Source organism: Acidovorax sp. sif0632, assembly GCF_019218805.1.
GTDB classification, from domain to species: Bacteria; Pseudomonadota; Gammaproteobacteria; order Burkholderiales; family Burkholderiaceae_C; genus Acidovorax; species Acidovorax facilis.
Map to the genome: position 1 here is coordinate 1,014,529 of NZ_JAHUWW010000001.1, position 20,348 is coordinate 1,034,876.

The window sequence follows — 20,348 nt, forward strand, 5'->3', positions numbered from 1 at the left end:
TGCGGAGGTACTAAGGGTATGTCCCGAGCCGTCGCCGCAGGCGCTCCAGTCGCCAAGGTGACGTGGCGTTTTGGGGCCAAGCTGCGCGCAATCGGGTGTCAGGTCCGTGCATTGCAACCATGCGTGCCTGTAATGCCGTGTTGGACGGGGCAGTCTGGCCCGTCATCAGGGCGCCACGGAGCGAAGTCAGACTTTAGAGAAGGCTCTCGATGTGGGGATCACCCCAATCGACGGGGCGTGGACCGTGCGGCACTCTCATGGGCATGCCGTGCGCTGGGTGTGGATGGCGGCTGAAACCGTTCCTCGGTTTCGGCTTCTCGCCTGCAGCGGAGTGGTGGCAAGGTTTGTGCTTGGAAGCCCCCAGTGACCCCGGTGGTCGGTGGCCACAAGCAGTTTGCAGGTTGGAGTGTGTGCCGCAATGCACATCGCTACTCAGGAGTGACTGATGAAGAAGATGGTTTCGCTGTGTTCAGGTGCGCTGGCAACGCTGTTGATGTCGGGATGCGCCAGCCAGCCGCCCGTGATGCAGGCCTTTAGCGAGCCAACGGACCGCGGCAGCATGCAGTTCGCCTGCGGCAATGGCGAAAAGGTGGAGATGCAGTTCTACCCCGAGCAAGGCCGCAGCGTGTTGCGGCGCAGCGGCTGGACGGTGGAACTACCCAAACAGGCCTCGGAAACCGGCTACGCCTTCAGCAATGGCCCCACCACCGTGCTCGGCAAGGGCAATGAGCTGACCATCCAGATTGGCCATCTGGCACCGATCTGGTGCCGTAGCAACCGCCCCATGATGGTGGCGGGCGTGCAATAGGCGGGCTGCAGAGCAGGCCACCCCCGCGCCCGGTGGTTTCGGGTTGCGGCATTCTTCAAAAACAACAGCTGCCAGCGCCTATGAACAAGGCGCTGGTGGCTTTTTTTGTGGGTAATTTCTAGATCGCTTTTCCAGGTGGTGGGGTGATGCGGGTCGGCACTCTCACGCTGCCGCTGTGAACGAATTCATGCACCACTGCGCAGCCGCTGCAACTCGGCCTCCGCAACGTCGATGCGCACCGTGCCCTGCGCCACCAGCACCTGCGCAACGCGGTCGATCTCGTCGCCCGCGGCGCCCGCCATCATCGCGATGTTCTGCGCGTGCAGGGCCATGTGCCCCTTCTGGATGCCGGTGGTGGCCAGGGCCTTCATGGCCGAAAAGTTTTGCGCCAGGCCCACGGCTGCGATGATCTGGGCCAGCTCTCTGGCAGATGCGACGCCCAGAATCTTGAGCGCGGTCTTGGCCGTGGGGTGCAGCTTGGTGGCGCCGCCCACCAGGCCCACGGCCATGGGCATTTCGATGGAGCCTGCCAGGTCGCCGTCGTTGGTCACCTCCCACGTTGTCAGGCTGGTGTAGCGGCCGCCGCGTGCGGCGTAGGCGTGGGCACCGGCTTCTACCGCGCGCGTGTCGTTGCCGGTGGCCAGCACCACGGCGCTCACGCCGTTCATGATGCCCTTGTTGTGCGTGGCGGCGCGGTAGGGGTCGGCTGCCGCAAAGTGGTAGGCCGCCAGCATGCCGTCGCGCACCGCCTCGCCGCCGATGTCGGCCGTGCGCCACACGCAGCGCGCACGCGCCAGGCGCCGGTCGGCCAGGTTCGACAGGATGCGCAGGTTGGTCTGCCCGCCCGTCCATGCCGCAATCTGCGGCGCAATCTTTTCGGCCATGGTGTTGACGGCATTGGCGCCCATGGCGTCGCGCGTGTCCACGATGAGGTGGGTGATCACCATGGTGCCGCCGCGTGTGTCGATCACCCGCACCTCCAGGTCGCGGAAGCCGCCGCCCAGCTTGACGAGGATGGGGTCGCAGGCATCGCACAGCGTGCGGATGTCTTCCTTGTGCTCCAGGATGCGGATGCGTGCGTGCTGCGGGTCAGACACCTGTGTAAGCTGGATCTGCGCAATCATCTCGGTGCCCGACATGGACGTGATGAAGCCACCGTGGTCATAACACTGGCGTGCCGCGTTGCACACCGCGGCCACCACCGACGATTCTTCAGTGGCCATGGGGATCAGCCGGTCTCGGCCGTCGATCTTCATGTTGGTGGCAATGCCCACGGGGATGTTCATCGTGCCGATGACGTTCTCGATGAGGTGGTCGGCCAGTTCGGCAGGCAGGTTGCCGGTGTTCAGCAGGTGGGCCTTGTCGTCGTCGCCAAGGCCCGCAAACTGGGCCACGGCGTCGATGCGTGCGGGAATGGCGAGCTTGTGAAAACCGCCGATGCGGCTGCTGGGGTGTGCGGTGGAAGTCATGGACGTGTTTGGGATAAATGGGTGAACAAGCGGCTCAGCGCGACGCCATCAGCCGGGGCAGGTAGGTGACCAGATCGGGGAAGGCCGCGCAGATGAGCAGGCCGACGAACTGCAGCCCGAAGAACGGCAAGATGCCCCAGTACACGGCGTTCATGCCAATGTGGCTGGGCAGCGTCCCCTTGATGTAGAACAGCGTGTAGCCGAACGGCGGGCTGATGTAGCCCATCTGGATGGTGATGGCGTACAGCACGCCAAACCACAGCTCGTCAAAGCCCAGCAACCGCACGATGGGCAGGAAGACAGGCACCGTGAGCAGGATGATTCCCAGCTCGTCCAGCACCGTGCCCAGGAACACCAGCAACAGCATCATGGCCGCCAGGATGAGCCAGCGGTTCACGTCCAGCCCCTGGATGAACTGCAGCAAAGTGTCCGCCCCGCCCAGGCCGGTGAAGATGGCCACGTAGGCCTTGGCTCCGAGAGTGATCCACAGGATCATCGCCGTGGCTTTCAGTGCATCGGTCGCTGCGCCGCGCAGCATGCCGCGCTCCCACCGGCGCTTGATAAGGCTGGGCAGCAGCGCTCCGGCCACGCCTACCGCCGCAGACTCGGTCGGTGTCGCGATGCCGAAGAAGATCGAGCCCAGGATCATCACGATCAGCATGGCGGGTATCACCAGGGCCTTCAGTGCCACCAGCTTTTCGCGCAGCGGTGCCTTGCGGGTGCTGGGGTCCAGGGGCACCCACTCGGGCTTCACCCAGCCCACCACGATGATGTAGGCGATGTACAGCGCGGCCAGGATGAGGCCCGGCACGATGCCTGCAATCAGCATCTGGCCGATGGATATCTGGGCCGTGACGGCGTACACGATGGTCAGCACCGATGGCGGGATCAGGATACCCAGCGTGCCCGACGCGCAGATCGTGCCCAGCGCCAGCTCGGGCTTGTAGCCGCGCCGCAGCATCTCTGGTAGGGCCAGGATGCCCATGGCCGTCACGGCGGCACCCACCACGCCGGTCATGGCCGCCATCACCACGCAGATGATGACGGTGCCGATGGCCAACCCGCCTTTCAAGCGCCCAAACCACAGCTCCATCGCGCGGTACAGGTCTTCGATGACACCCGAGCGCTGCAGGATGCAGGCCATCAGGATGAACAGCGGGATCGCGAGCAGTGCCTCGGACTTCATCGTGTCGAAGATCTGCAGCACCAGCACGATGACCGCGTTGGGCTCCCACAGCGTCACGGTGAACAGCAGCGACAAACCGCCCAGCACAAAGGCAATGGGCAGACCGGTGAGCATGAACAGCGTGAGGCTGCCGAACATCAGCACCAGAATCATGTTGGAGGTCATGGGTGGGCCTCCGCGGGGGACGCGTCAACGGTTGCTTCGCCAAACAGCGTGCGAAAGAACTCCACCACGGCCTGCAGCAGCATCAGCGCCAGGGCCAGCGGCACGGCGGCCTTCACCGGCCAGATAGGTGGGTTCCAGGCTGAAAAGCTGGTCTCGCGGTAGGTGAAGGCGCTGTAGGCTGCGGGTGCGCTGAAGTACAGCAGGATGGCGCAGAACAGCACGATGATGGGAAAGTTCACCAGGTCCAGCCGCCGCTGCCATGCGGGGCTCAGGCGCTGGCGCGCCACGTCGAGCGCCACATGGCCCTTGAGGTGCAGCATGTACGGCCCGCCCAGCAGAAAGTACGGGCCGAACAGCAGCACGGCCAGCTCCATGCCCCACACCGTGGGCGCATTGAACACATAGCGTGCAATGACTTCATAAAGCATGACGGGGACCACGATGGCCATCAACCACACCGTGGCCTGGAAGATCCAGCGGTTGAGTGTGGTGATGGCAGACGTGGAGACAGAGAGCCATGACGGCATGGGGTGACTCCTCAGAACAGTGGGGGCGAGCCCATGCGCACTGGCGCGCACAAAGGGCGCCAGTGCAAGGTCCGCCGCGTGCGATCAGGCCAGCAGGCCCAGTTCTTTCATGAAGGCCACCTGGCTGTCCAGGATCTTGGTGGCGAGGGCGTCGCCCTTGGTGGCGGTGCGCCACGCGGCCATGGCCTTGGGCCGTGCAGCGGCGATGTCGGCTGCGCTGAATCGGATGATCTCGCAGCCCTTGGCCTGGTACTTGGCCAGCACCGCAGCGTCGCTCACCAGGATGTGCTGGCGCAGCGCCGCCGAAATCTCGCGCGCGGCCACGGCCAGCGCGGCCTTGAACTCGGCGGGCAGCTTGTCGTGCGCGGCGCGGTTGGCCACGTAGCTGGTGGCGGTGGTGGGCTGGTGAAAGCCCGGCACCACTACAAACTTGGCCACCTCTGCTAGGCCGGCTTCAAAGTTGGCCGTCAGGTCGCCCCGATCGGCCATGTCGATCACGCCCTTGTCCAGCGCCGAATACACCTCGCCCGTGGGCAGTGGCGTCACCGACACGCCCATGGCGCCCATCACGGCCGAGGCCAGGCCCACAAAGCGACCCTTCTTGCCCGTGAGGTCGGCGATCTTGCGGATTGGCACCTTGGAGTGCAGCGGCTCCTGGCCGTACACGGTGGGGGCGATGTAGTGCAGGCCTGCGGGCGCATACGCCTGGCGCACCAGGTCAAGCCCGCCACGCTCGTAGAACCAGGCTTCGTATTCGTCGCTCTCGGCAAAGCCGAACGGAATGGTGCTGGTGAAGGCGAACGCGGGGATCTTGCCGGCCTCGTAGCCGTCGAAGGTTTTCATCAGCTCAAACGCGCCGCCGCGCACGGCATCAAATGCCTGTGCAGCGGGCACGATCTGGCCTGCGGCAAACAGGTTGATCTTGAAGCGTCCACCGGTCAGCTCTGCCACGCGGGCCACAAAACGCTCTTCAAACTTTTGCGGCGTGGTGCCGCCGTCCCACAGCGCCTGCATGCGCCAGGTGACGGTGGCCTGCGCATGGCTGGCCAGGGGCGCCGCTGCGCCCACGGCAGCGGCTGCAGCCAGGGTGGATTTGAGGATGTTGCGTCGTTGGACGGCTTTGTCTGCCATGTCTTGTCTCCGGTTGGTTTGGAATGTGTGCACCCATCGCCGTGGGTTTGCTGCCTCGGCCCAATGCGCAGTGTGGGCTGCGGGCGAGTTCGAAAAGTATATGGACAATGCAGCCGGTGGTTGGATACAGTTTGGGCACAGATTAGAAAACTGTACCCATCAATACATGGATACAGATAAGGAGACAGACCCCATGCCTCACCCCGAAGAAGACGCATCGCCCGACAGCAAGGTTGAAGCACTGGCGCGCCGCATTGCGCAGTCCATCGAACAAGGCAGCGTGCTACCCGGCACCCGCCTGCGGTCCATCCGCGATGCAGCCGCCAAGGACGGTGTGGGACGCAACACGGTGGTGGAGGCCTACAACCGCCTGGCCGCGCGCGGCTATGTGGAAGCGCGGCCCGGCTCGGGCTATTACGTGCGCAAGCCCAGCAGCAGCGTACATGCCCAGGCCCCTGCGCCGCATGTGACCGAAGCGGTGGACGTGGTGTCGCTGCTGCGTGAGCAACTGGAGCAGCACTACGAGGTGCGTGTGGGCGATGGCCGCCCGCCCGCGTCGTGGATGGAGGGGTCCGAGCTGGGCAGCTCGCTGCGCCGCGCGCGCTCGCAAGGGTTGACGGACATCGAGCATGGCTACGGCACTCCCTGGGGCTACCTGCCACTGCGCGAGACCATTGCGCGCATGCTGGGCGAGCGCACCATCCCCGTCAGCCCGCGCCAGGTGCTGCTGACCCAGGGCGCCAACCACGCGCTGGACCTCATCGTGCGGCACCTGCTGGACGCGGGCGATGAGGTGCTGGTGGATTCACCCGGCTACTACCCGCTGTTTGGCAAGCTCAAGCTCGCCAAGGTGGAGATGCTGGGCGTGCCCCGGCTGGCCGATGGCCCCGACTTGGATGCGCTGCAGGCGCTGCTGGAAAAGCACCGGCCCAAAGTGTTCTTCACGCAGTCGCTGGCGCACAACCCCACAGGTGGGTCGATCAGCCTGCCCAAGGCCCACCGCCTGTTGCAGATGGCTGCGGCCCACGGGTTTCTGGTGGTGGAGGACGACCCGTTTGCCGACCTGCAGCCGCCCAACGCCCCGCGCCTGGCAGCGCTGGACCAGCTGGAGCGCGTGATCTACGTGAGCAGCTTTTCCAAAACGCTGTCGGCCGGTCTGCGCGTGGGCTACATCGCCGGGGCGGCGCACCGCATCAATGCGCTGTGTGACCTGAAGATGGTGACGGTGGTGTCCACGTCCGATTTTGTAGAGCGCGTGGTGCACCAGCTGATCTCTGCGGGCCAGTACCGGCGCCATCTGAGCCGTCTCAAGGCCCGGCTGGACAGTGCGTTGGGCCCTGCGCAAAAAGCATTGGCACGCCTGGGCCTCACCGTGCACCCCAGCCCGCCGGGCGGCTATTACCTGTGGGTGGAGTTGCCGCATGGCATCACCGAACTGGGCCTGGCCCGCAGTGCGGCAGAGCGGGGCATTTTTCTGGCGCCGGGCGCCGTGTTCTTTCCGCAGCGGCAGGGCCAGCAGCAGCCTTTGCAGGCCATGCGGGTGAACGTGGCCTATGCCAACGACCCGCGGTTTTTGCGCTTTCTGCAGTGCGCGCTCAAGGCGGCGTCTTGAAGGCGCGCCGAACCCGGTTCACAAGTCCGTGCGCAGCTTCCAGATCTCGGGGAACAGCACCACGTCCAGCATCTTGCGCAGGTAGCTCACGCCGCCCGTGCCGCCCGTGCCGCGCTTGAAGCCGATCACGCGCTCCACCGTGGTCACGTGGCGGAAGCGCCAGAGGCGGAAGGCGTCTTCCAGGTCGGTCAGCTCCTCGCCCAGCTGGTACAGGTCCCAGTGCTTCTCGGGATTGCGGTACACAGTCAGCCAGGCCTGCTCCACCGCATCGTTTTCCACATAGGGCTGCGTCCAGTCGCGCTCGGTGTGGCTGGTGGGCACGGCCAGGCCACGCCGCGCCAGCAGGCGCAGGGCCTCGTCGTACAGCGATGGCGCCTCGTACGCGGCCTGCACCTGGGCGAGCAGGTCAGCGCGGTGCTCGTGGGGCTTGAGCATGGCCCGGTTCTTGTTGCCCATCGAGAACTCGATGCAGCGGTACTGGTAGCTCTGGAAGCCGCTGGACTGGCCCAGGTACGGCCGCATGGCGCTGTACTCGGGCGGTGTCATGGTGGCCAGCACGTCCCAGGCGTGCACCAGCTGCTCCATGATCTTGCTCACGCGCGCCAGCATCTTGAACGCGGGCGGCAGCTCGTCGCGCGCAATGTGGCCGATGGCCGCGCGCAGCTCGTGCAGCATGAGCTTCATCCACAGCTCGCTCGTCTGGTGCTGCACGATGAACAACATCTCGTCGTGTGCGGGCGACAGCGGCTTTTGTGCGGTGAGGATGGCGTCGAGCTGCAGGTAGTCGCCGTAGCTCATGGACTTGCTGAAGTCGAGCTGGGCGCGTTCCTCGTGCACGATGGATTCGGGCAGGGCGGCAGACGCCGCGTTGTTGCCATCGGCAGGGGTTTGCGAGAAAGGGCACATGGTGGTTTGCCTTTCTGATCAGGTGACGGCGTGCGTCTGGTTGAACTCGGCCTTCTTCCACTCGCCACTCTCCAGCACCTGGCGCAAGTGCTCCACGGCATTCCACACATCCTCAAAGCCCAGGTACAGCGGCGTGAAGCCAAACCGCAGGATGTCCTTGTGGCGGCCCGTGCCGCCGTCGCCTTTGCGGAAGTCACCGATCACGCCGCGCGCAATCAGCGCCTGCACGATGGCGTAGGCGCCGCTGCCCTGGCCGTTCACGCCCGCGCCTTCGTCGCGCGTCAGGCACACCTGCGAGCCGCGCTGGGCATGCTCGCGCGGCGTGGCCAGGCCCAGGCCGTGGCCTGCGCAGCGCTCTTCCACCAGCTGGATGAACAGGTCAGTGAGCGCCAGCGACTTGGCGCGCAGCGCGGCCATGCCGCCCAGGCTTTGCGCAGCGGTGAACACATCCAGCCCGCATTGCAGGGCCGACAAACTGATGATGGGCTGCGTGCCACACAGGTAGCGCGTGATGCCGGGCGCGGGCTGGTAGTCGGGTGTGAAGGCAAAGGGTGCGGCATGGCCCCACCAGCCAGACAGCGGCTGCCAGAAGCGGTCGGCATGGCGCGGGTGCACCCACACGAAGGCCGGGGCGCCCGGGCCGCCGTTCAAATATTTGTAGCCGCAGCCAATCGAGAAATCCGCACCTGCACCGTTCAGATCGACCGGCACCGCGCCCGCGCTGTGCGCCAGGTCCCACACGCACAAAATGCCCTGGGCGTGCGCGGCGGCGGTGATGGCGGCCATGTCGTGCATGGCGCCGGTGCGGTAGTTCACGTGCGTGAGCATCAGCACGGCCACGTCGCTGGTCAGTGCTGCGGTGATCTCTTCGGGCTCTACCAGCACCAGCTCCAGGCCGCGCTCCTTGCACAGGCCTTCGGCAATGTAGAGGTCGGTGGGGAAGTTGCTGCGCTCGCTCACGATGCGCTTGCGCGCGGGGCTGTCTTCGCGGGCGATGTTGAGTGCCGCGCTCAGCACCTTGTAAAGGTTGATGGAGGTGCTGTCGGTGCACACCACTTCATCCTTGCCCGCGCCGATCAGCGGGGCCAGCTGGTTGCCCAGGCGCTGGGGCAGGTCGAACCAGCTTGCGGTGTTCCACGATTTGATGAGGTCTGTGCCCCATTCGCGGGTAACCACATCGGCCACGCGCGCGGCGGCGGCCTTGGGGGCTACGCCCAGCGAGTTGCCGTCCAGGTAGATCACGCCGGGGGGCAGGGCGAAGCGGCCGCGCAGCGGCGCGAGGGGGTCTTGCGCGTCGAGCGCGCGGCAGTCTTGCAAGGTGGTGGTCATGGTGTTCAAGGTGGTTTGCTTCTGTTTTGATAGCTGCTAGGGCATGATGGGCGCGCGGTGACGGCCAAAAATGCCTGAAATTTCTGGGCTACAGCGCGCGCAGCACGGCCCGCACGGGCGATGCGTCGGCGGTGGTCAGCTTGAGCGGCAGGGCGATGAGTTCGTAGTCGCCCTCGGGCACGGCGTCGAGCACCAGGTTTTCGAGCACGCGCAGGCCCCGGCGGCGGATGACCTGGTGGCTGTCCAGCGTCTTGCTGTCGGCCGGGTCAATGCTGGCGGTGTCGATGCCCACCAGCAGCACGCCCAGGTCGGCCAGGCGTTCGATGGTGTCGGGGGCGTAGGCAGCCAGCTGGCCGTCCCAGCGGTCCACGGGCATGTGTTCGTAGGTGCGCACCAGCACGCGCTGCGGCAGGGTGCCGTTCACCGCGTGGGCAATGTGCTCCCAGGTGATGAGCGGCCCGCAGCCAATGGCGTGGATCACGCGGCAGGGGCCCAGAAAGGCGTCGAGCGACACGTCGCCAATGGTGGCGCCCTGTGCGTCGTAATGCAGCGGTGCGTCGGCGTGGGCGCCCACATGGGGCGACATCGTGATCGCGCTCACGTTGACCGGGCAGCCGGGGCCAATGGTGGCGCACCACTGCTGGCTGTAGGCCGTGTCGCCGGGGAACACGGGGCTGCCCGCGTGCACGGGCGGCGAGATGTCCCAGAGCCGGCGGGCGGAGGGGGTGGAGGGCGTTGACATGGGACAAAGTTTGCATGTCCCGAAAAACCCGTGGTGTCGGTTATTTCCAACACCCCGTCGATTTTTTGTTGAGGCCTAAACTATTTTGATGCTGCAGTAGCCCGGCTGCTGGAGCGTGTCACCTCACAAGATGGCGCCTTCCGCCAGCGGCGCCAGCCCGTGCCGCGAGCGTGCCTTGTGGCAGGCGTAGTCGCCCGCCGAGAACTCGCGGCAGGGCGCCGGGCGCAGTTCGTAGATGCTGCAGGCCACCTGCTGGCCCACCTGGCCGGTCAGCGCGGCGCAGCGGATGGGCACTTGCTCCGTGCCCCGCATGCGGCAGGTGCTGCCGTTCACATCCAGGGCCAGACCGTCGGGCACCGTGCCGCCCATTGCCTGCATCTCGTACACGGCAAAGTCCACACGAAAGCTGGCGCAGCAGGCGCCGCAGCTCAGGCACGGGTGGGTGGAATCGGCGGTGGTCATCGTGGTCGCGTCGTCGGACATGCGGGGCGGGCGGTGGGCCTACGGCGGGGCCGTCAGGCGCTGTGCGGGAGCGGAATGCTAACGAAAAAACCCACGCCCCGGCCGTTCAGGCCCGCGCCGATCTGCACCTGCCCGCCCATGCGCAGCACCGCCTGCCGCACGATGGCCAGGCCCAGGCCCGAGCCGTTGGCGGCATGGCCCAAGCCCCGGTAGAAGCGCTCGAACACATGCGTTTGCTCGGTGGCCGCGATGCCCGGCCCGTCGTCCTGCACCGACAGGTGCAGCGCCGTGCCCTCGCGCCACAGCGCCACCGCCACGTTGCCGCCGTTGGGCGTGTAGCGCACCGCGTTGTCGATGAGGTTGTGGGCGATGGATTCGAGCGCAGGCTGGTCTAGCCGGGCGGGCAAGGTGTCGGGCGCGTCCAGCGACAGCTCGATCTGCCGCTCCATCGCCTGCGGCGCGGCCTGCGCCAGCGCGCCACGCAGCCATTGCGCCACGTCCAGGTCACGCGGTGCGGGGCGCTGTGCGTCGTCCAGCGCGGCCAGGTCGAGCAGTTGCTGTGCCAGGTGCGAGGTGCGGGCGATGGCCTGCTCCAGGTGCGCCTGGGCCTGCATGCGTTCCTCTTCGATGGGCGAGCGGGCCATCACGTGGGCCTGGGCAGTGATAACGGCCAGCGGCGTGCGGATCTCGTGCGCAGCGTCCTGCACAAAGGCGCGCTCGCGCTCCACCTTCTGGCGCAACTGGGCCAGAAAGTGGTCGAGCGACTGTTCCAGTGGCTTGAGCTCGCGGTGGCGGGCGCGGAAGCCAACGGGCTGCAGATCGTCCTTGTCCCTGCGGGCGATGAGGTTTGCCAACTGCTGCAGCGGGCGCAGGCCGTTGCGCACTGACAGCCACACGGGCAGCAGCACGAAGGGGGCGGCCAACAGGAGATAGGGCACCAGGTAGCGGCCGTTGTAGGCCAAGTAATCCACATCCGTCCGCTTGTTATCGACAATGCGCAGTGTCCAGCGGGCGTTGTGGCCGACGTAGATCCGATAGGGCTTGCCCTGCACGACGGATTCGGAAAGGGCAGAGCCTTCTTGCAGAGCAGGCAGTGGGATGTCCAGCTCTTGAAGACCTGCGGGGGAATAGACCACCTGCCCTGTGGCGCTGTTGCGCAGCTCATGCATCGATGCGCCCGGCAGCAGGCCAATCTGGCGACGGCGGATGTTGGTCCAGTGGTTGGTGGCCGCTACGGCCGCAGCGGCCTGCGCCGGGTCCGTGATCGGGGTGAGCGACTCGAGCAGCGCGTCGCCGTACTTCAGCAGCCCCGGGTCGTTGGTGATGGCCTGCTTGTAGTTGAAGTAGTTGTAGCCCAGCAGCACAGCCCACACCAGCACAAACGCCACGGTGACGGACAACACGCTGCGTCGCACCAGCGTGGGCTCGGCCAGCCGACGCCATGTCGCGCGCAACTGGCGGGGCGTACGGCTGCCGGTGCTCGGGGGGAAGGCGGGGGTGCTCATGCTCATGCCTGCAACAGATAGCCCACGCCGCGCACCGTGCGGATCAGCTCCGCCCCGATCTTGCGCCGCAGGTTGGACACATGCACTTCGATGGCGCCAAAGTCCACGGGCTCGCCCAGCGGGTCCAGCCGCTGCGAGAGCAGGCTTTTGGACACCACCACCCCCGGCTCGCGCGCGAGTTCCAGCAGCAGCTGGAACTCGCGCGGTGACACATCCAGCACCGTGCCATTGCGCTGCACGGCATGGCGCCGCGGCTCGATCACCAGCTCGCCCAGCACCCAGCGCTCGCTGGCCTGGCGGGCGCTGCGGCGCAGCACGGCGCGGATGCGCGAGAGCAGTTCGGCCGTAGCAAAAGGCTTGACCACGAAATCATCGGCCCCGCCATCCAGCCCGGCCAGCCGGTCTTCCACGGCCGAGCGCGCGGTGATCACGATGATGGGCACCTGCTCGCCCTGCGCCCGCCAGCGTGCCAGCAGGTCGAAGCCGCTGCCGTCGGGCAGCGTCAGGTCCAGCAGCACGCAGTCGATGGTGGTGGCATCGACAGTGGCCGGGGCATCCACCGTGCGGCGCAGCCATTCGCTGGTCAGGCCCTCCACCTTCAGCGCGGACTGCAGCGCGCGGCCCAGGTCCAGGTCGTCTTCGATGAGCAGGATGTGCATGGGGTGCGATTGTGGCGGGTGCGAAGCCTGCTGGGCGTTGTCTGAAGCGGTGTCTTTGGCTGGCGTTAAGGCTGTGGTTTGCACAATGTCAGCGGGCGCAGCCCAACGTGACTCGCGCACCGACGTTTGAGGGAGAAGAAGAATGAATGGAAGAAGCTGGGGAGGATGCTCTTGTGGGTGATGACAAATCGATGACGAATGTATCGGCCCCTTCTGGGTTGGTGCTGCGGCCGTTTTGTGGCCCATCGGACTTCCCGGCCATGGTCGAGGTGGCCAATGCCAGCTTTGATGCAGACGGGGTACTCGCACGCCGCGCGCCCGAAGACCTGGCACGCGACTATGCCGCCTTCACCAACTGTGATCCGTATCACGACGCAATCATGGCCGAGCTGGATGGCGAGCTGGTGGGCTATGGCCGGTGCTGGCGGTTTACCCAGGCCGACGGGTTGACGCTGCACGCGCAAATCGGTTTTGTGCCCGGGCGTTGGCGCGGGCGCGGCATTGGCCGTGTGCTGCAAGGTTGGATTGAGCAGCGGCACCACACCGTGGCAGCCCAGCAGCCGGGCGGCCCGCACGTGCACCATGCCTATGTGCAGCAAGGCGAGGAAGCGCGCGCGAAACTGCTGCAGACCAGTGGCTATGCGCCAATGCGGTATTTCTTTGAAATGCTGAACACAGAACTGCAGGCTGCGCCGGACTTTCCCCTGCCGCAAGGGCTGGAACTGCGGCCCGTTTTTCCAGAGCACTACCGCGCCATCTGGGACGCTCACCACACTGCTTTTCAAGACCACTGGGGCATGGCACCGCCGTTGCCTCGTGACTACGACACTTGGTTGGAGAGCTGGGTTTTCCAGCCCGCGCGCTGGCAGGTGGCGTGGGACGGCAATGAGGTCGCAGGCCAAGTCCGCACGTATATCAACGAGGATGAGAACCGCCATCTGTCACGGCGCCGGGGCTACACCGAGTTCATCAGCGTGGGGCGCAAGTGGCGCAGACGCGGTCTTGCAAGGGCATTGATCGCCCGCAGCCTCCGCCTGTTGGCCGACGAAGGGATGGCCGAGTCGGCGCTGGCGGTGGACGGTGAGAACCTGACAGGCGCTAATCGTGTGTATGCGGACTGCGGCTTTCAGGTGGTCAAGCGCAACACGATTTATCGAAAGTTGCTAGCGGTGTGAGCGCCGTTGCTGAAACAGTGCCTCACTGGCAAAGCCCTCCTGGATCCATCCAACCTTGCTTGTTGGGTGCGTCGCATTTAGGGCAATGTGCAAACGCGGCCTTTGGCAGACCTTAAGGCAACACTTTGCACAATCACTACATTCACGATTCAACAATCCGGGGAGATGGGTATGGCGCAGCAGCAGGGCACAAAAAGAACAGCATTGCGATGGTGGAGCGGCGGCATGGCATTGTTCGGCTTGCTGGTCTTGGTGGGCTGTGCCAGTGGTCCCACACACCCGTCGTTAGCAGGTGCCCAGCTGCCCGAGCTGATCCCGGTGCGCGACTTTGTGGCCAGCCGCCAGTCCACGGGCGGCTACCAGGTGTCGCCCGACGGCAAGCGCATCGCGTGGTTCGGCACTGACGGGGTGGTGCCTGCGATCTGGGTGCGCTCCATCGACGGCAGCGATGCCAAGGCGTTTCGCATCCGTGCGCGTTCCGTGCGCTTCAGTGCCGACAGTCGCTGGCTGAGCATCACCGCAGACCCGACCGGCGACGAGAACACCCGCATTTACGTGGGGCGTGTGGATGGCGCCGATACGGATTTGCGTGAATTGATGCCCGCACAGCGCTCGGTCGTGCATCTGGCCGAGGTGGTGGAGGGCTCCTCCGACTTCATCGTCACCTCCAACCTGCGCGACAAGAAGGTGTTTGACCTGTACCGCGTAAACCCGGCGGGCGGCGCCCCGGTGCTGCTGGCCACCAACCCCGGCAACGTCACATGGTGGGGTGTGGACCGAACCGGGCAGCTGCGCGCCCGCGCTCAGATCCAGGGTGACCAGACGCTGGTCGAGCGCCCGGGCGCGGAGCCCGGTAGCTGGCTGACTACCACGCAACGAAGCCGCTGGGACACCCTGAACATCTTTGGCCTGCACGATGAAGGGCGCAAAGCCTGGGCGGTGTCCAACCGAGGGCGCGACAAGCTGGCGCTGGTGCGGCTGGATATGACTACAGGCGCCGAGGAAGAACTGTTTGCTTCTGCCGAGGTGGATCTGGACAACGTGACGCTCAGCCGCCGCACGCGTGAACCGCTGGTGGCTTACTACATGCCGGGCTATCCGCAGCGCAAGGTGTTCGATCCGCGGCTGGCAGAGCGGTTGTCTACGTTGGCTGGGGACAAGCCCGCGGACGTGCGGGTAGTCAGCGCCGATGATTCCGACCGCGTGCTCACGGTGGCCGTGGCCACCGACCGGGGCGCACGCACCTACCTGCTGCGCGATGGGCAAGAGCCGCAGTTTCTGGGAGAGACCCGCCTGAGCCTGATCGCGCACGCGCTGTCGTCGTCCGAGCCCATCACCTACACGGCACGGGACGGCCTGCCCATCCACGGCTACCTCACATTGCCTGCGGGCGTAGAGCAGCCGCGCCAGCTGCCCATGGTGCTACTGGTGCACGGCGGGCCGTGGGCGCGAGACCGCTGGGGCGACACCGCCCCCAGCCGCGCGCTGCAGCAGTTTCTGGCCAACCGGGGCTACGCGGTGCTGCAGGTCAACTACCGGGGCTCCAGTGGCTATGGCCGCGCGCACATGGAAAAAGCCATGGGCGAGTTCGCGGGCCGCATGCACGACGACCTGGTCGATGGCGTGCGCTGGGCTGTAGAGCGCGGTGTGGCCGACCCGGCGCGCGTTGCGATTTATGGAGCCAGCTATGGGGGTTACTCGGCACTGGTGGGCGCGACTTTCACGCCCGAAGTCTTTGCCTGTGCGGTGGATGTGGTCGGCGTGACGGACATTGCCCGCCTGCTGGAAGCCGCGCCGCCCTACTGGGAGTTGGGCTTGCCGTGGTGGCACCGCTACGTGGGCAACCCCGCCGTGCCGGCAGACCGCGCGCGCATGGACGCCAAGTCGCCCCTGTACCGCGCTGAACATGCGCAAAAGCCCATCCTCATCATGCACGGCGTGAACGATCCGCGTGTGAAGCTGGATCAGTCCGAATGGATGGTGGCGGCGCTGCGCAAAGCGGGTAAAGACGTGGAGTACGTCACCTTCAAGGGCGACGGCCATGGCAACCAGAAATGGACCAACAACCTCACCATGTACCGAAAAACCGAGGACTTCCTGGCCAAATGCCTGGGCGGGCGTACGAGCGGATTTGACTATTACCAGTTGGGGGCGTGGGCGTTCTGATCCGCGGTCATCGCGCCGCAACCATGCAGGAGGCGATATGGCGCAGCGAACAGATGTGAGTCGGCGTCTGCTGTGCCGAACGGTGGCTTTGGCCCTGGGTGCCATCGTCATCGGCAGCGCAGCAGCCCAATCCGCTGCGCCAGCGCCGGCGGTGCGTGAAGAGGGTGCGGCGCCTGCGGCACCGGTGTTCACCCGCGCGCGCCTGGTGTCTGTCGGGCCAAAGGTCGGGAACAAGCTCTATGTCCGCTTGAAGCTGCTGCCCCTTGCGAAACTTCCCTTCACGACACAGACCTTTCGGGTGATGGATAGTGCGTTGCTGGCCAACATTCCCGAGGGCAGCTGGGTGAAGTTCACTGCCCAGTATATGGACGGTGAGAACACGGTGACTTCCATACAGGTGGCGGACGAATGCAAGCGCTTTCAGCCGTGCGACTGAGGTTCACGCATAGATTTTTCCGTCCTGCAGAGCCTTCAATGCGTTGCTGAGATTGCTACGCGCTTGCGCCTCAAAGCGCTGCACAAAAAAATCCGTGCCGTAGATGCGCGGCCGGTCAAGAAACCCCTGCAGCACCCCGCTGCGCCCCGCTACGTAAAGTGGCCAGCGTACAAAATAGTATTCGCGCCGCACATTGCGTTCGAACTGGCGGTACACCGCGTCGCTCTGGCCGAGGATCGCCAGGTCGATGTCGACCACCCACTGCGCATCGCCCGTGAGTGGGCCGGGGGTGTGGCGGGTGTCGAGGATGTGCTGGTGCACGGTTTGCGCCAGCGTGGCGGGTAGGCCCTGGCCCAGGATGAAGCGGCTTGCCCAGTCGGCGCTGCGCTCTTCGTTGTGTTTGCTCCACGGCCAGTAAATGGCATCGTGATACCACAGGGCCAGCGCAACAGCGTGGGGGTTGTCGAGTGCGGCGGGTTGCTGATCCTGCACCGCGTGCCAATGCCGCAGGCAGGCCCAGAGGTGGGTGGTGTCGTGGTAGGCGCGCGGCCAGTGCGCCCAACTGAGCACAAGCCGTCGCCCCTCTTTACGCCACGCCGGTGTATCCCGGCCGAGTGCTTGGCCCAGCGATGCCCAGTGTGCCAGCAGTTCAGCGCAGTGGGCGGGCTGGCGACGCCAAGGCATGGAGAGCCAAAAAATCAGGCTATGCGGCCGAGCAGAAGGTACTCCATGAGTGCCTTCTGCACGTGCATCCTGTTTTCTGCCTCATCCCACACCACGGATTGCGGCCCGTCGATCACATCCGCCTCCACTTCTTCACCCCGGTGCGCAGGCAGGCAGTGCATGAACAGCGCATCAGGTTTGGCGGCAGCCATCATCTCCGCGTCTACACACCAGTCGGCAAACGCCTTTTTGCGCTCTTCGTTTTCTGCCTCGTAGCCCATGCTGGTCCACACGTCGGTGGTGACCAGGTCGGCGCCTTGGCAGGCTTCGAGCGGGTTGCTAAAAAATTGATAGCTGCTTGCGCTTGTCCCACCTGCGCCAGCAGCCAATTTCTCATCAATTTCGTAGCCACGGGGTGTGCTCACATGCACCTTGAAGCCCAGCAGCGCAGCCGCCTGCAGCCAGGTATTGGCCATGTTGTTGCCGTCGCCCACCCAGGCCACCGTCTTGCCATGGATGGAGCCGCGGTGCTCGATGTAGGTGAAGATGTCCGCCAGGATCTGGCAGGGATGGTATTCGTTCGTCAGACCATTGATGACCGGCACGCGGGAGTTGGCGGCAAAACGCTCGATCTTGGCCTGCTCGTAGGTCCGGATCATCACCAGGTCCACCATGCGGCTGATGACCTTGGCGCTGTCTTCAATCGGCTCGGCGCGGCCCAGCTGGCTGTCGCCGGTGGTCAGGTGCACCACGCTGCCGCCGAGCTGGTACATGCCGGCCTCGAAGCTCACGCGAGTGCGTGTGCTGGCCTTCTCGAAGATCATGGCCAGCGTGCGGTCTACCAGAGGGTGGTGCTTCTCGTAGGCCTTGAACTTCTTCTTGATGAGCGCGGCACGCTCGAACAGGTAGGTGTATTCGTCGGCGGTGAGGTCGTTGAACTGCAGGTAATGTTTCATGGGCTTGTGTCTCGGTGCCGGCCGATTACTCGGCCAGGATAGCTTTGACCAGCGGGGTCAGTTTGGCGACGATTTCGTCGGCCTCGGCGGTGGTCAGGATCAGCGGGGGAACCAAACGGATCACGCTGTCGGCCGTCACCGACAGGAGCAGGCCGGCTTCCGCAGCGCGGCCAATCAGTGCGCCGCAGGGCTTGTTCAGTTCAATGCCCAGCATCAGGCCCTGGCCGCGAATTTCCTTCACGCCGGGCAGGCTGCCCAGTTCGCGCTGCAGCGCTGCCCGCAAGTGGTCGCCCACCGTGGCCGCATTTCGCAGCAGGCCTTCTTCTTCCATGATGCGGATGGTCTCGACCCCTGCGCGCATGGCCAGGGGGTTGCCACCAAAGGTGGTGCCGTGGTTGCCGGGCTGCAGTACGTTGGCGGCCTTGGGGCCAGCCACCACCGCGCCAATCGGCACGCCTGAGCCCAGGCCCTTGGCCAGGGGCATCACGTCGGGCACGATGCCTGCCCATTGGTGCGCAAACCACTTGCCAGTGCGGCCCACGCCACACTGCACTTCGTCAATCATCATGAGCCAGCCGCGCTCGTCGCACAGCTTTCGCAGCTGCTGCAGATATTCCACGCGCATCGAATTGATGCCACCTTCGCCCTGGATGGTTTCAAAGAACACGGCCACCACATTGGGGTTGCCTTCGGTAGCCTTTTTGATGGCCTCGATGTCGTTCATGGGCACGCGGATGAAACCTTCGACCAGCGGGCCAAAGCCGCTGTGGATCTTGGGGTTGCCCGTGGCCGACATGGTGGCAATCGACCGGCCGTGGAAGGCTTTCTCGTACACCACGATCTCGGGCTTGGCGATGCCTTTGTCCACGCCGAACTTGCGCGCTATCTTGAGCGCGGCTTCGTTGGCTTCCAGGCCCGAGTTGCAGAAGAACACGTTCTGCATGCCCGACAGCTCCACCAGCTTGGCGGCCAGTTGCTCTTGCAGCGGCACGTGGTAGTAGTTGGAGGTGTGGATCAGCTTGGTGATCTGGTCTTGCAGCGCGGGCACCAGCTTGGCGTGGTTGTGCCCCAGCGTGTTCACGGCGATGCCACCCAGACCATCGAGGTATTCCTTGCCGTTCACGTCCCAGACTCGGCAGCCTTGCCCACGGGCCAGCGCAATAGGTACGCGGCCATAGGTGTTCATCACGTGGGGCGAAGCTGCCGGGGTGGTAGCGGTCATGCAGAAATCTCCAGACGGTGCGGTGATGGGTTGGCTTGTGGCCTGTATGAAACCCGAAAAAGCGAAGCACGATTCTAGGGGGAGCCCGGTGCATGGCTGTTGAAGATTGCGCATCACTGCAATGCGGGCACTACCTGAGCTTTGGCCCCTATGTGCAGCCCGACGCAGGGTTTAGGGAGCCAGCTCTTATATAAGAGTTAGAATGTCGCGCTGCGGTGCAGCATGCAGTGATCCTGTGTCTGGCGCGCTCACTACCACTCCAATCCCCGATGGTTTCCCCCTCCTCCAAAGAAGTCTTCATTCAGGGCATCACCCACGATGGGAAAACCTTTCGCCCCAGCGACTGGGCCGAGCGGCTGGCCGGGGTGATGAGCAGTTTCCGCCCCGGCGGAGCGCGCCCTGGCAGCCATCTGAGCTACTCGCCCTGGTGCATTCCCACCACGCTCAATGGCGTGAAATGTGTGGTAGTGCACCGCGATCTGCAGGGCCATGAACCCATGGCCTGGGACTTTGTCATCAATTTCGCGCGCGACAACAATCTGCAGGTGGCTGAAGCCTGCCTGCTGCCCGATCCCCCGTCCTCCAAGCTCTGAGCCGGCTTGTGGCCTGACCGCTTGCGGGCCGGGGGTGTCTTTTTCGGCCTGTGCGCTGGCTCTCTCACGGATTTCAGCATGGGCTGCCGCAAAGCAGGGACCTCACACGTCCGGCCCTTTGGCTCGGTGCTTGCTTCCCGCCCAGAAACGAAAAAACCGCCCGAAGGCGGTTTAATTCGTTTTTCTTTTGCTGGCAGCGCACCCGTTACAAACGGCGAACGGCATATGCCGTTCGGGCTGTTTGCCTGCCGGGGCAGGCGGAGGGGTTGGTTTAGGCGGCTGCCAGTGCCAGGGCTTTCACCTTGGCAGACAGACGGCTCTTGTCGCGAGCAGCCTTGTTCTTGTGGAAGATGCCCTTGTCAGCCACGGTGTCCACCACGGCTTGCATCTTGGCGAACAGTTCGGTCGCCTTGGTCTTGTCGCCAGCCAGAACAGCCTTTTCGACGTTCTTGACAGCGGTACGGTATTTGGAGCGCAGCGAGGTGTTCGCAGCGTTGAGCTTGATGTCCTGACGGACGCGCTTGCGGCCCGACGCCAGGCGCGGGTTCTTTTTCTTGGGTTTAGCGGATGCCATGATTTAGTTCCTTGGGTCTGTGGATGATGCCAGCAAAGCCCGCGATTATAGCCCAAGGCCGT

At 65.0% G+C, this 20,348-nt stretch carries 20 protein-coding genes; 6 read left to right on the forward strand and 14 right to left on the reverse strand.

The features are described from left to right. Positions 1-445: 445 nt before the first annotated feature. Entirely contained in the window at positions 446-808 is a 363-nt protein-coding gene (locus KW832_RS04540) for an MliC family protein (protein WP_218298541.1), read from the forward strand. Between the two features lie 185 nt (positions 809-993). Here KW832_RS04540 and KW832_RS04545 read toward each other — a convergent pair whose 3' ends face one another. The 4 genes from KW832_RS04545 to dctP all read right to left on the reverse strand — a co-directional run bounded on the left by KW832_RS04545 (position 994) and on the right by dctP (position 5,286). Further along, positions 994-2,277, reverse strand: a complete 1,284-nt coding sequence (locus tag KW832_RS04545) for a hydroxymethylglutaryl-CoA reductase, degradative (protein WP_218298540.1) — start codon at positions 2,275-2,277, stop codon at positions 994-996. Positions 2,278-2,311: 34 nt separating this feature from the next. Beyond that, a complete protein-coding gene (locus KW832_RS04550; RefSeq protein ID WP_055394417.1) occupies positions 2,312-3,628 on the reverse strand; it encodes a TRAP transporter large permease subunit in 1,317 nt (438 codons plus the stop codon). Further along, entirely contained in the window at positions 3,625-4,155 is a 531-nt protein-coding gene (locus KW832_RS04555; RefSeq protein WP_218298539.1) for a TRAP transporter small permease subunit, read from the reverse strand. Before KW832_RS04555 ends, KW832_RS04550 begins: the two co-directional genes overlap by 4 nt. An 84-nt stretch (positions 4,156-4,239) precedes the next feature. Then, positions 4,240-5,286, reverse strand: coding sequence for a TRAP transporter substrate-binding protein DctP (gene dctP / locus KW832_RS04560; RefSeq protein ID WP_142144121.1), 1,047 nt, complete (start codon positions 5,284-5,286; stop codon positions 4,240-4,242). Positions 5,287-5,479: 193 nt separating this feature from the next. Between dctP and KW832_RS04565 the strand changes: the two genes are divergently transcribed. Continuing rightward, positions 5,480-6,898 carry a PLP-dependent aminotransferase family protein gene (locus tag KW832_RS04565; RefSeq protein ID WP_218298538.1) on the forward strand — a complete coding sequence of 473 codons (1,419 nt, stop codon included), beginning with the start codon at positions 5,480-5,482 and terminating at the stop codon, positions 6,896-6,898. Between the two features lie 18 nt (positions 6,899-6,916). Here the strand turns inward: KW832_RS04565 and kynA are convergent, their stop codons facing one another. The 6 genes from kynA to KW832_RS04595 form a co-directional block, all read right to left on the reverse strand. After that, the gene (kynA, locus tag KW832_RS04570) at positions 6,917-7,804 is read right to left on the reverse strand and encodes a tryptophan 2,3-dioxygenase (protein ID WP_218298537.1); all 888 of its coding nucleotides are present in this window, start codon (positions 7,802-7,804) and stop codon (positions 6,917-6,919) included. Positions 7,805-7,822: 18 nt separating this feature from the next. Further along, on the reverse strand, positions 7,823-9,133 hold the full coding sequence (gene kynU / locus KW832_RS04575; protein WP_218298536.1) for a kynureninase: 1,311 nt from the start codon (positions 9,131-9,133) through the stop codon (positions 7,823-7,825). A gap of 88 nt (positions 9,134-9,221) precedes the next feature. Continuing rightward, complete coding sequence (gene kynB / locus KW832_RS04580) at positions 9,222-9,875, reverse strand: arylformamidase (RefSeq protein ID WP_218298535.1); 654 nt, start codon at positions 9,873-9,875, stop codon at positions 9,222-9,224. A gap of 123 nt (positions 9,876-9,998) precedes the next feature. Beyond that, on the reverse strand, positions 9,999-10,358 hold the full coding sequence (locus KW832_RS04585) for a YkgJ family cysteine cluster protein (RefSeq protein WP_255577488.1): 360 nt from the start codon (positions 10,356-10,358) through the stop codon (positions 9,999-10,001). Between the two features lie 32 nt (positions 10,359-10,390). Beyond that, on the reverse strand, positions 10,391-11,842 hold the full coding sequence (locus KW832_RS04590) for a HAMP domain-containing sensor histidine kinase (RefSeq protein WP_218298534.1): 1,452 nt from the start codon (positions 11,840-11,842) through the stop codon (positions 10,391-10,393). 2 nt (positions 11,843-11,844) lie between these two features. Next, positions 11,845-12,501, reverse strand: coding sequence for a response regulator transcription factor (locus KW832_RS04595; RefSeq protein ID WP_218298533.1), 657 nt, complete (start codon positions 12,499-12,501; stop codon positions 11,845-11,847). 173 nt (positions 12,502-12,674) lie between these two features. On the opposite strand from KW832_RS04595, the gene KW832_RS04600 reads away from it, so the two are divergent. The 3 genes from KW832_RS04600 (at position 12,675) to KW832_RS04610 (ending at position 16,278) form a co-directional block, all read left to right on the forward strand. After that, a complete protein-coding gene (locus KW832_RS04600) occupies positions 12,675-13,676 on the forward strand; it encodes a GNAT family N-acetyltransferase (RefSeq protein ID WP_370628601.1) in 1,002 nt (333 codons plus the stop codon). Between the two features lie 225 nt (positions 13,677-13,901). Then, positions 13,902-15,842 carry a S9 family peptidase gene (locus KW832_RS04605; RefSeq protein ID WP_218298531.1) on the forward strand — a complete coding sequence of 647 codons (1,941 nt, stop codon included), beginning with the start codon at positions 13,902-13,904 and terminating at the stop codon, positions 15,840-15,842. Between the two features lie 37 nt (positions 15,843-15,879). Continuing rightward, the gene (locus KW832_RS04610) at positions 15,880-16,278 is read left to right on the forward strand and encodes a copper-binding protein (RefSeq protein WP_255577489.1); all 399 of its coding nucleotides are present in this window, start codon (positions 15,880-15,882) and stop codon (positions 16,276-16,278) included. Between the two features lie 3 nt (positions 16,279-16,281). On the opposite strand, the gene KW832_RS04615 is transcribed toward KW832_RS04610, so the two are convergent. The 3 genes from KW832_RS04615 to KW832_RS04625 are packed head-to-tail and all read right to left on the reverse strand — an operon-like array spanning position 16,282 to position 19,119. Then, positions 16,282-16,962, reverse strand: coding sequence for a hypothetical protein (locus KW832_RS04615; RefSeq protein ID WP_218298530.1), 681 nt, complete (start codon positions 16,960-16,962; stop codon positions 16,282-16,284). Positions 16,963-16,976: 14 nt separating this feature from the next. Continuing rightward, positions 16,977-17,897, reverse strand: coding sequence for an ornithine carbamoyltransferase (gene argF / locus KW832_RS04620; protein ID WP_218298529.1), 921 nt, complete (start codon positions 17,895-17,897; stop codon positions 16,977-16,979). Positions 17,898-17,922: 25 nt separating this feature from the next. Beyond that, a complete protein-coding gene (locus KW832_RS04625) occupies positions 17,923-19,119 on the reverse strand; it encodes an aspartate aminotransferase family protein (protein WP_218298528.1) in 1,197 nt (398 codons plus the stop codon). 269 nt (positions 19,120-19,388) lie between these two features. Here KW832_RS04625 and KW832_RS04630 point away from each other — a divergent pair, with 269 nt between their 5' ends. Then, positions 19,389-19,712, forward strand: coding sequence for a DUF3579 domain-containing protein (locus KW832_RS04630; protein WP_121507234.1), 324 nt, complete (start codon positions 19,389-19,391; stop codon positions 19,710-19,712). A 271-nt stretch (positions 19,713-19,983) separates the two neighbouring features. On the opposite strand, the gene rpsT is transcribed toward KW832_RS04630, so the two are convergent. Beyond that, the gene (rpsT, locus tag KW832_RS04635) at positions 19,984-20,286 is read right to left on the reverse strand and encodes a 30S ribosomal protein S20 (protein WP_008905691.1); all 303 of its coding nucleotides are present in this window, start codon (positions 20,284-20,286) and stop codon (positions 19,984-19,986) included. Between the last annotated feature and the right edge of the window lie 62 nt (positions 20,287-20,348).

What these genes read in the sequence shown, in the direction of transcription:
- KW832_RS04540 (WP_218298541.1), top strand. Translation starts at nt 446, where the DNA reads ATGAAGAAGATGGTTTCGCTGTGTTCAGGTGCGCTGGCAACGCTGTTG.
- KW832_RS04545 (WP_218298540.1), bottom strand. Translation starts at nt 2,277, where the DNA reads ATGACTTCCACCGCACACCCCAGCAGCCGCATCGGCGGTTTTCACAAG.
- KW832_RS04550 (WP_055394417.1), bottom strand. Translation starts at nt 3,628, where the DNA reads ATGACCTCCAACATGATTCTGGTGCTGATGTTCGGCAGCCTCACGCTG.
- KW832_RS04555 (WP_218298539.1), bottom strand. Translation starts at nt 4,155, where the DNA reads ATGCCGTCATGGCTCTCTGTCTCCACGTCTGCCATCACCACACTCAAC.
- dctP (WP_142144121.1), bottom strand. Translation starts at nt 5,286, where the DNA reads ATGGCAGACAAAGCCGTCCAACGACGCAACATCCTCAAATCCACCCTG.
- KW832_RS04565 (WP_218298538.1), top strand. Translation starts at nt 5,480, where the DNA reads ATGCCTCACCCCGAAGAAGACGCATCGCCCGACAGCAAGGTTGAAGCA.
- kynA (WP_218298537.1), bottom strand. Translation starts at nt 7,804, where the DNA reads ATGTGCCCTTTCTCGCAAACCCCTGCCGATGGCAACAACGCGGCGTCT.
- kynU (WP_218298536.1), bottom strand. Translation starts at nt 9,133, where the DNA reads ATGACCACCACCTTGCAAGACTGCCGCGCGCTCGACGCGCAAGACCCC.
- kynB (WP_218298535.1), bottom strand. Translation starts at nt 9,875, where the DNA reads ATGTCAACGCCCTCCACCCCCTCCGCCCGCCGGCTCTGGGACATCTCG.
- KW832_RS04585 (WP_255577488.1), bottom strand. Translation starts at nt 10,358, where the DNA reads ATGTCCGACGACGCGACCACGATGACCACCGCCGATTCCACCCACCCG.
- KW832_RS04590 (WP_218298534.1), bottom strand. Translation starts at nt 11,842, where the DNA reads ATGAGCACCCCCGCCTTCCCCCCGAGCACCGGCAGCCGTACGCCCCGC.
- KW832_RS04595 (WP_218298533.1), bottom strand. Translation starts at nt 12,501, where the DNA reads ATGCACATCCTGCTCATCGAAGACGACCTGGACCTGGGCCGCGCGCTG.
- KW832_RS04605 (WP_218298531.1), top strand. Translation starts at nt 13,902, where the DNA reads ATGGCATTGTTCGGCTTGCTGGTCTTGGTGGGCTGTGCCAGTGGTCCC.
- KW832_RS04610 (WP_255577489.1), top strand. Translation starts at nt 15,880, where the DNA reads ATGGCGCAGCGAACAGATGTGAGTCGGCGTCTGCTGTGCCGAACGGTG.
- KW832_RS04615 (WP_218298530.1), bottom strand. Translation starts at nt 16,962, where the DNA reads ATGCCTTGGCGTCGCCAGCCCGCCCACTGCGCTGAACTGCTGGCACAC.
- argF (WP_218298529.1), bottom strand. Translation starts at nt 17,897, where the DNA reads ATGAAACATTACCTGCAGTTCAACGACCTCACCGCCGACGAATACACC.
- KW832_RS04625 (WP_218298528.1), bottom strand. Translation starts at nt 19,119, where the DNA reads ATGACCGCTACCACCCCGGCAGCTTCGCCCCACGTGATGAACACCTAT.
- KW832_RS04630 (WP_121507234.1), top strand. Translation starts at nt 19,389, where the DNA reads ATGGTTTCCCCCTCCTCCAAAGAAGTCTTCATTCAGGGCATCACCCAC.
- rpsT (WP_008905691.1), bottom strand. Translation starts at nt 20,286, where the DNA reads ATGGCATCCGCTAAACCCAAGAAAAAGAACCCGCGCCTGGCGTCGGGC.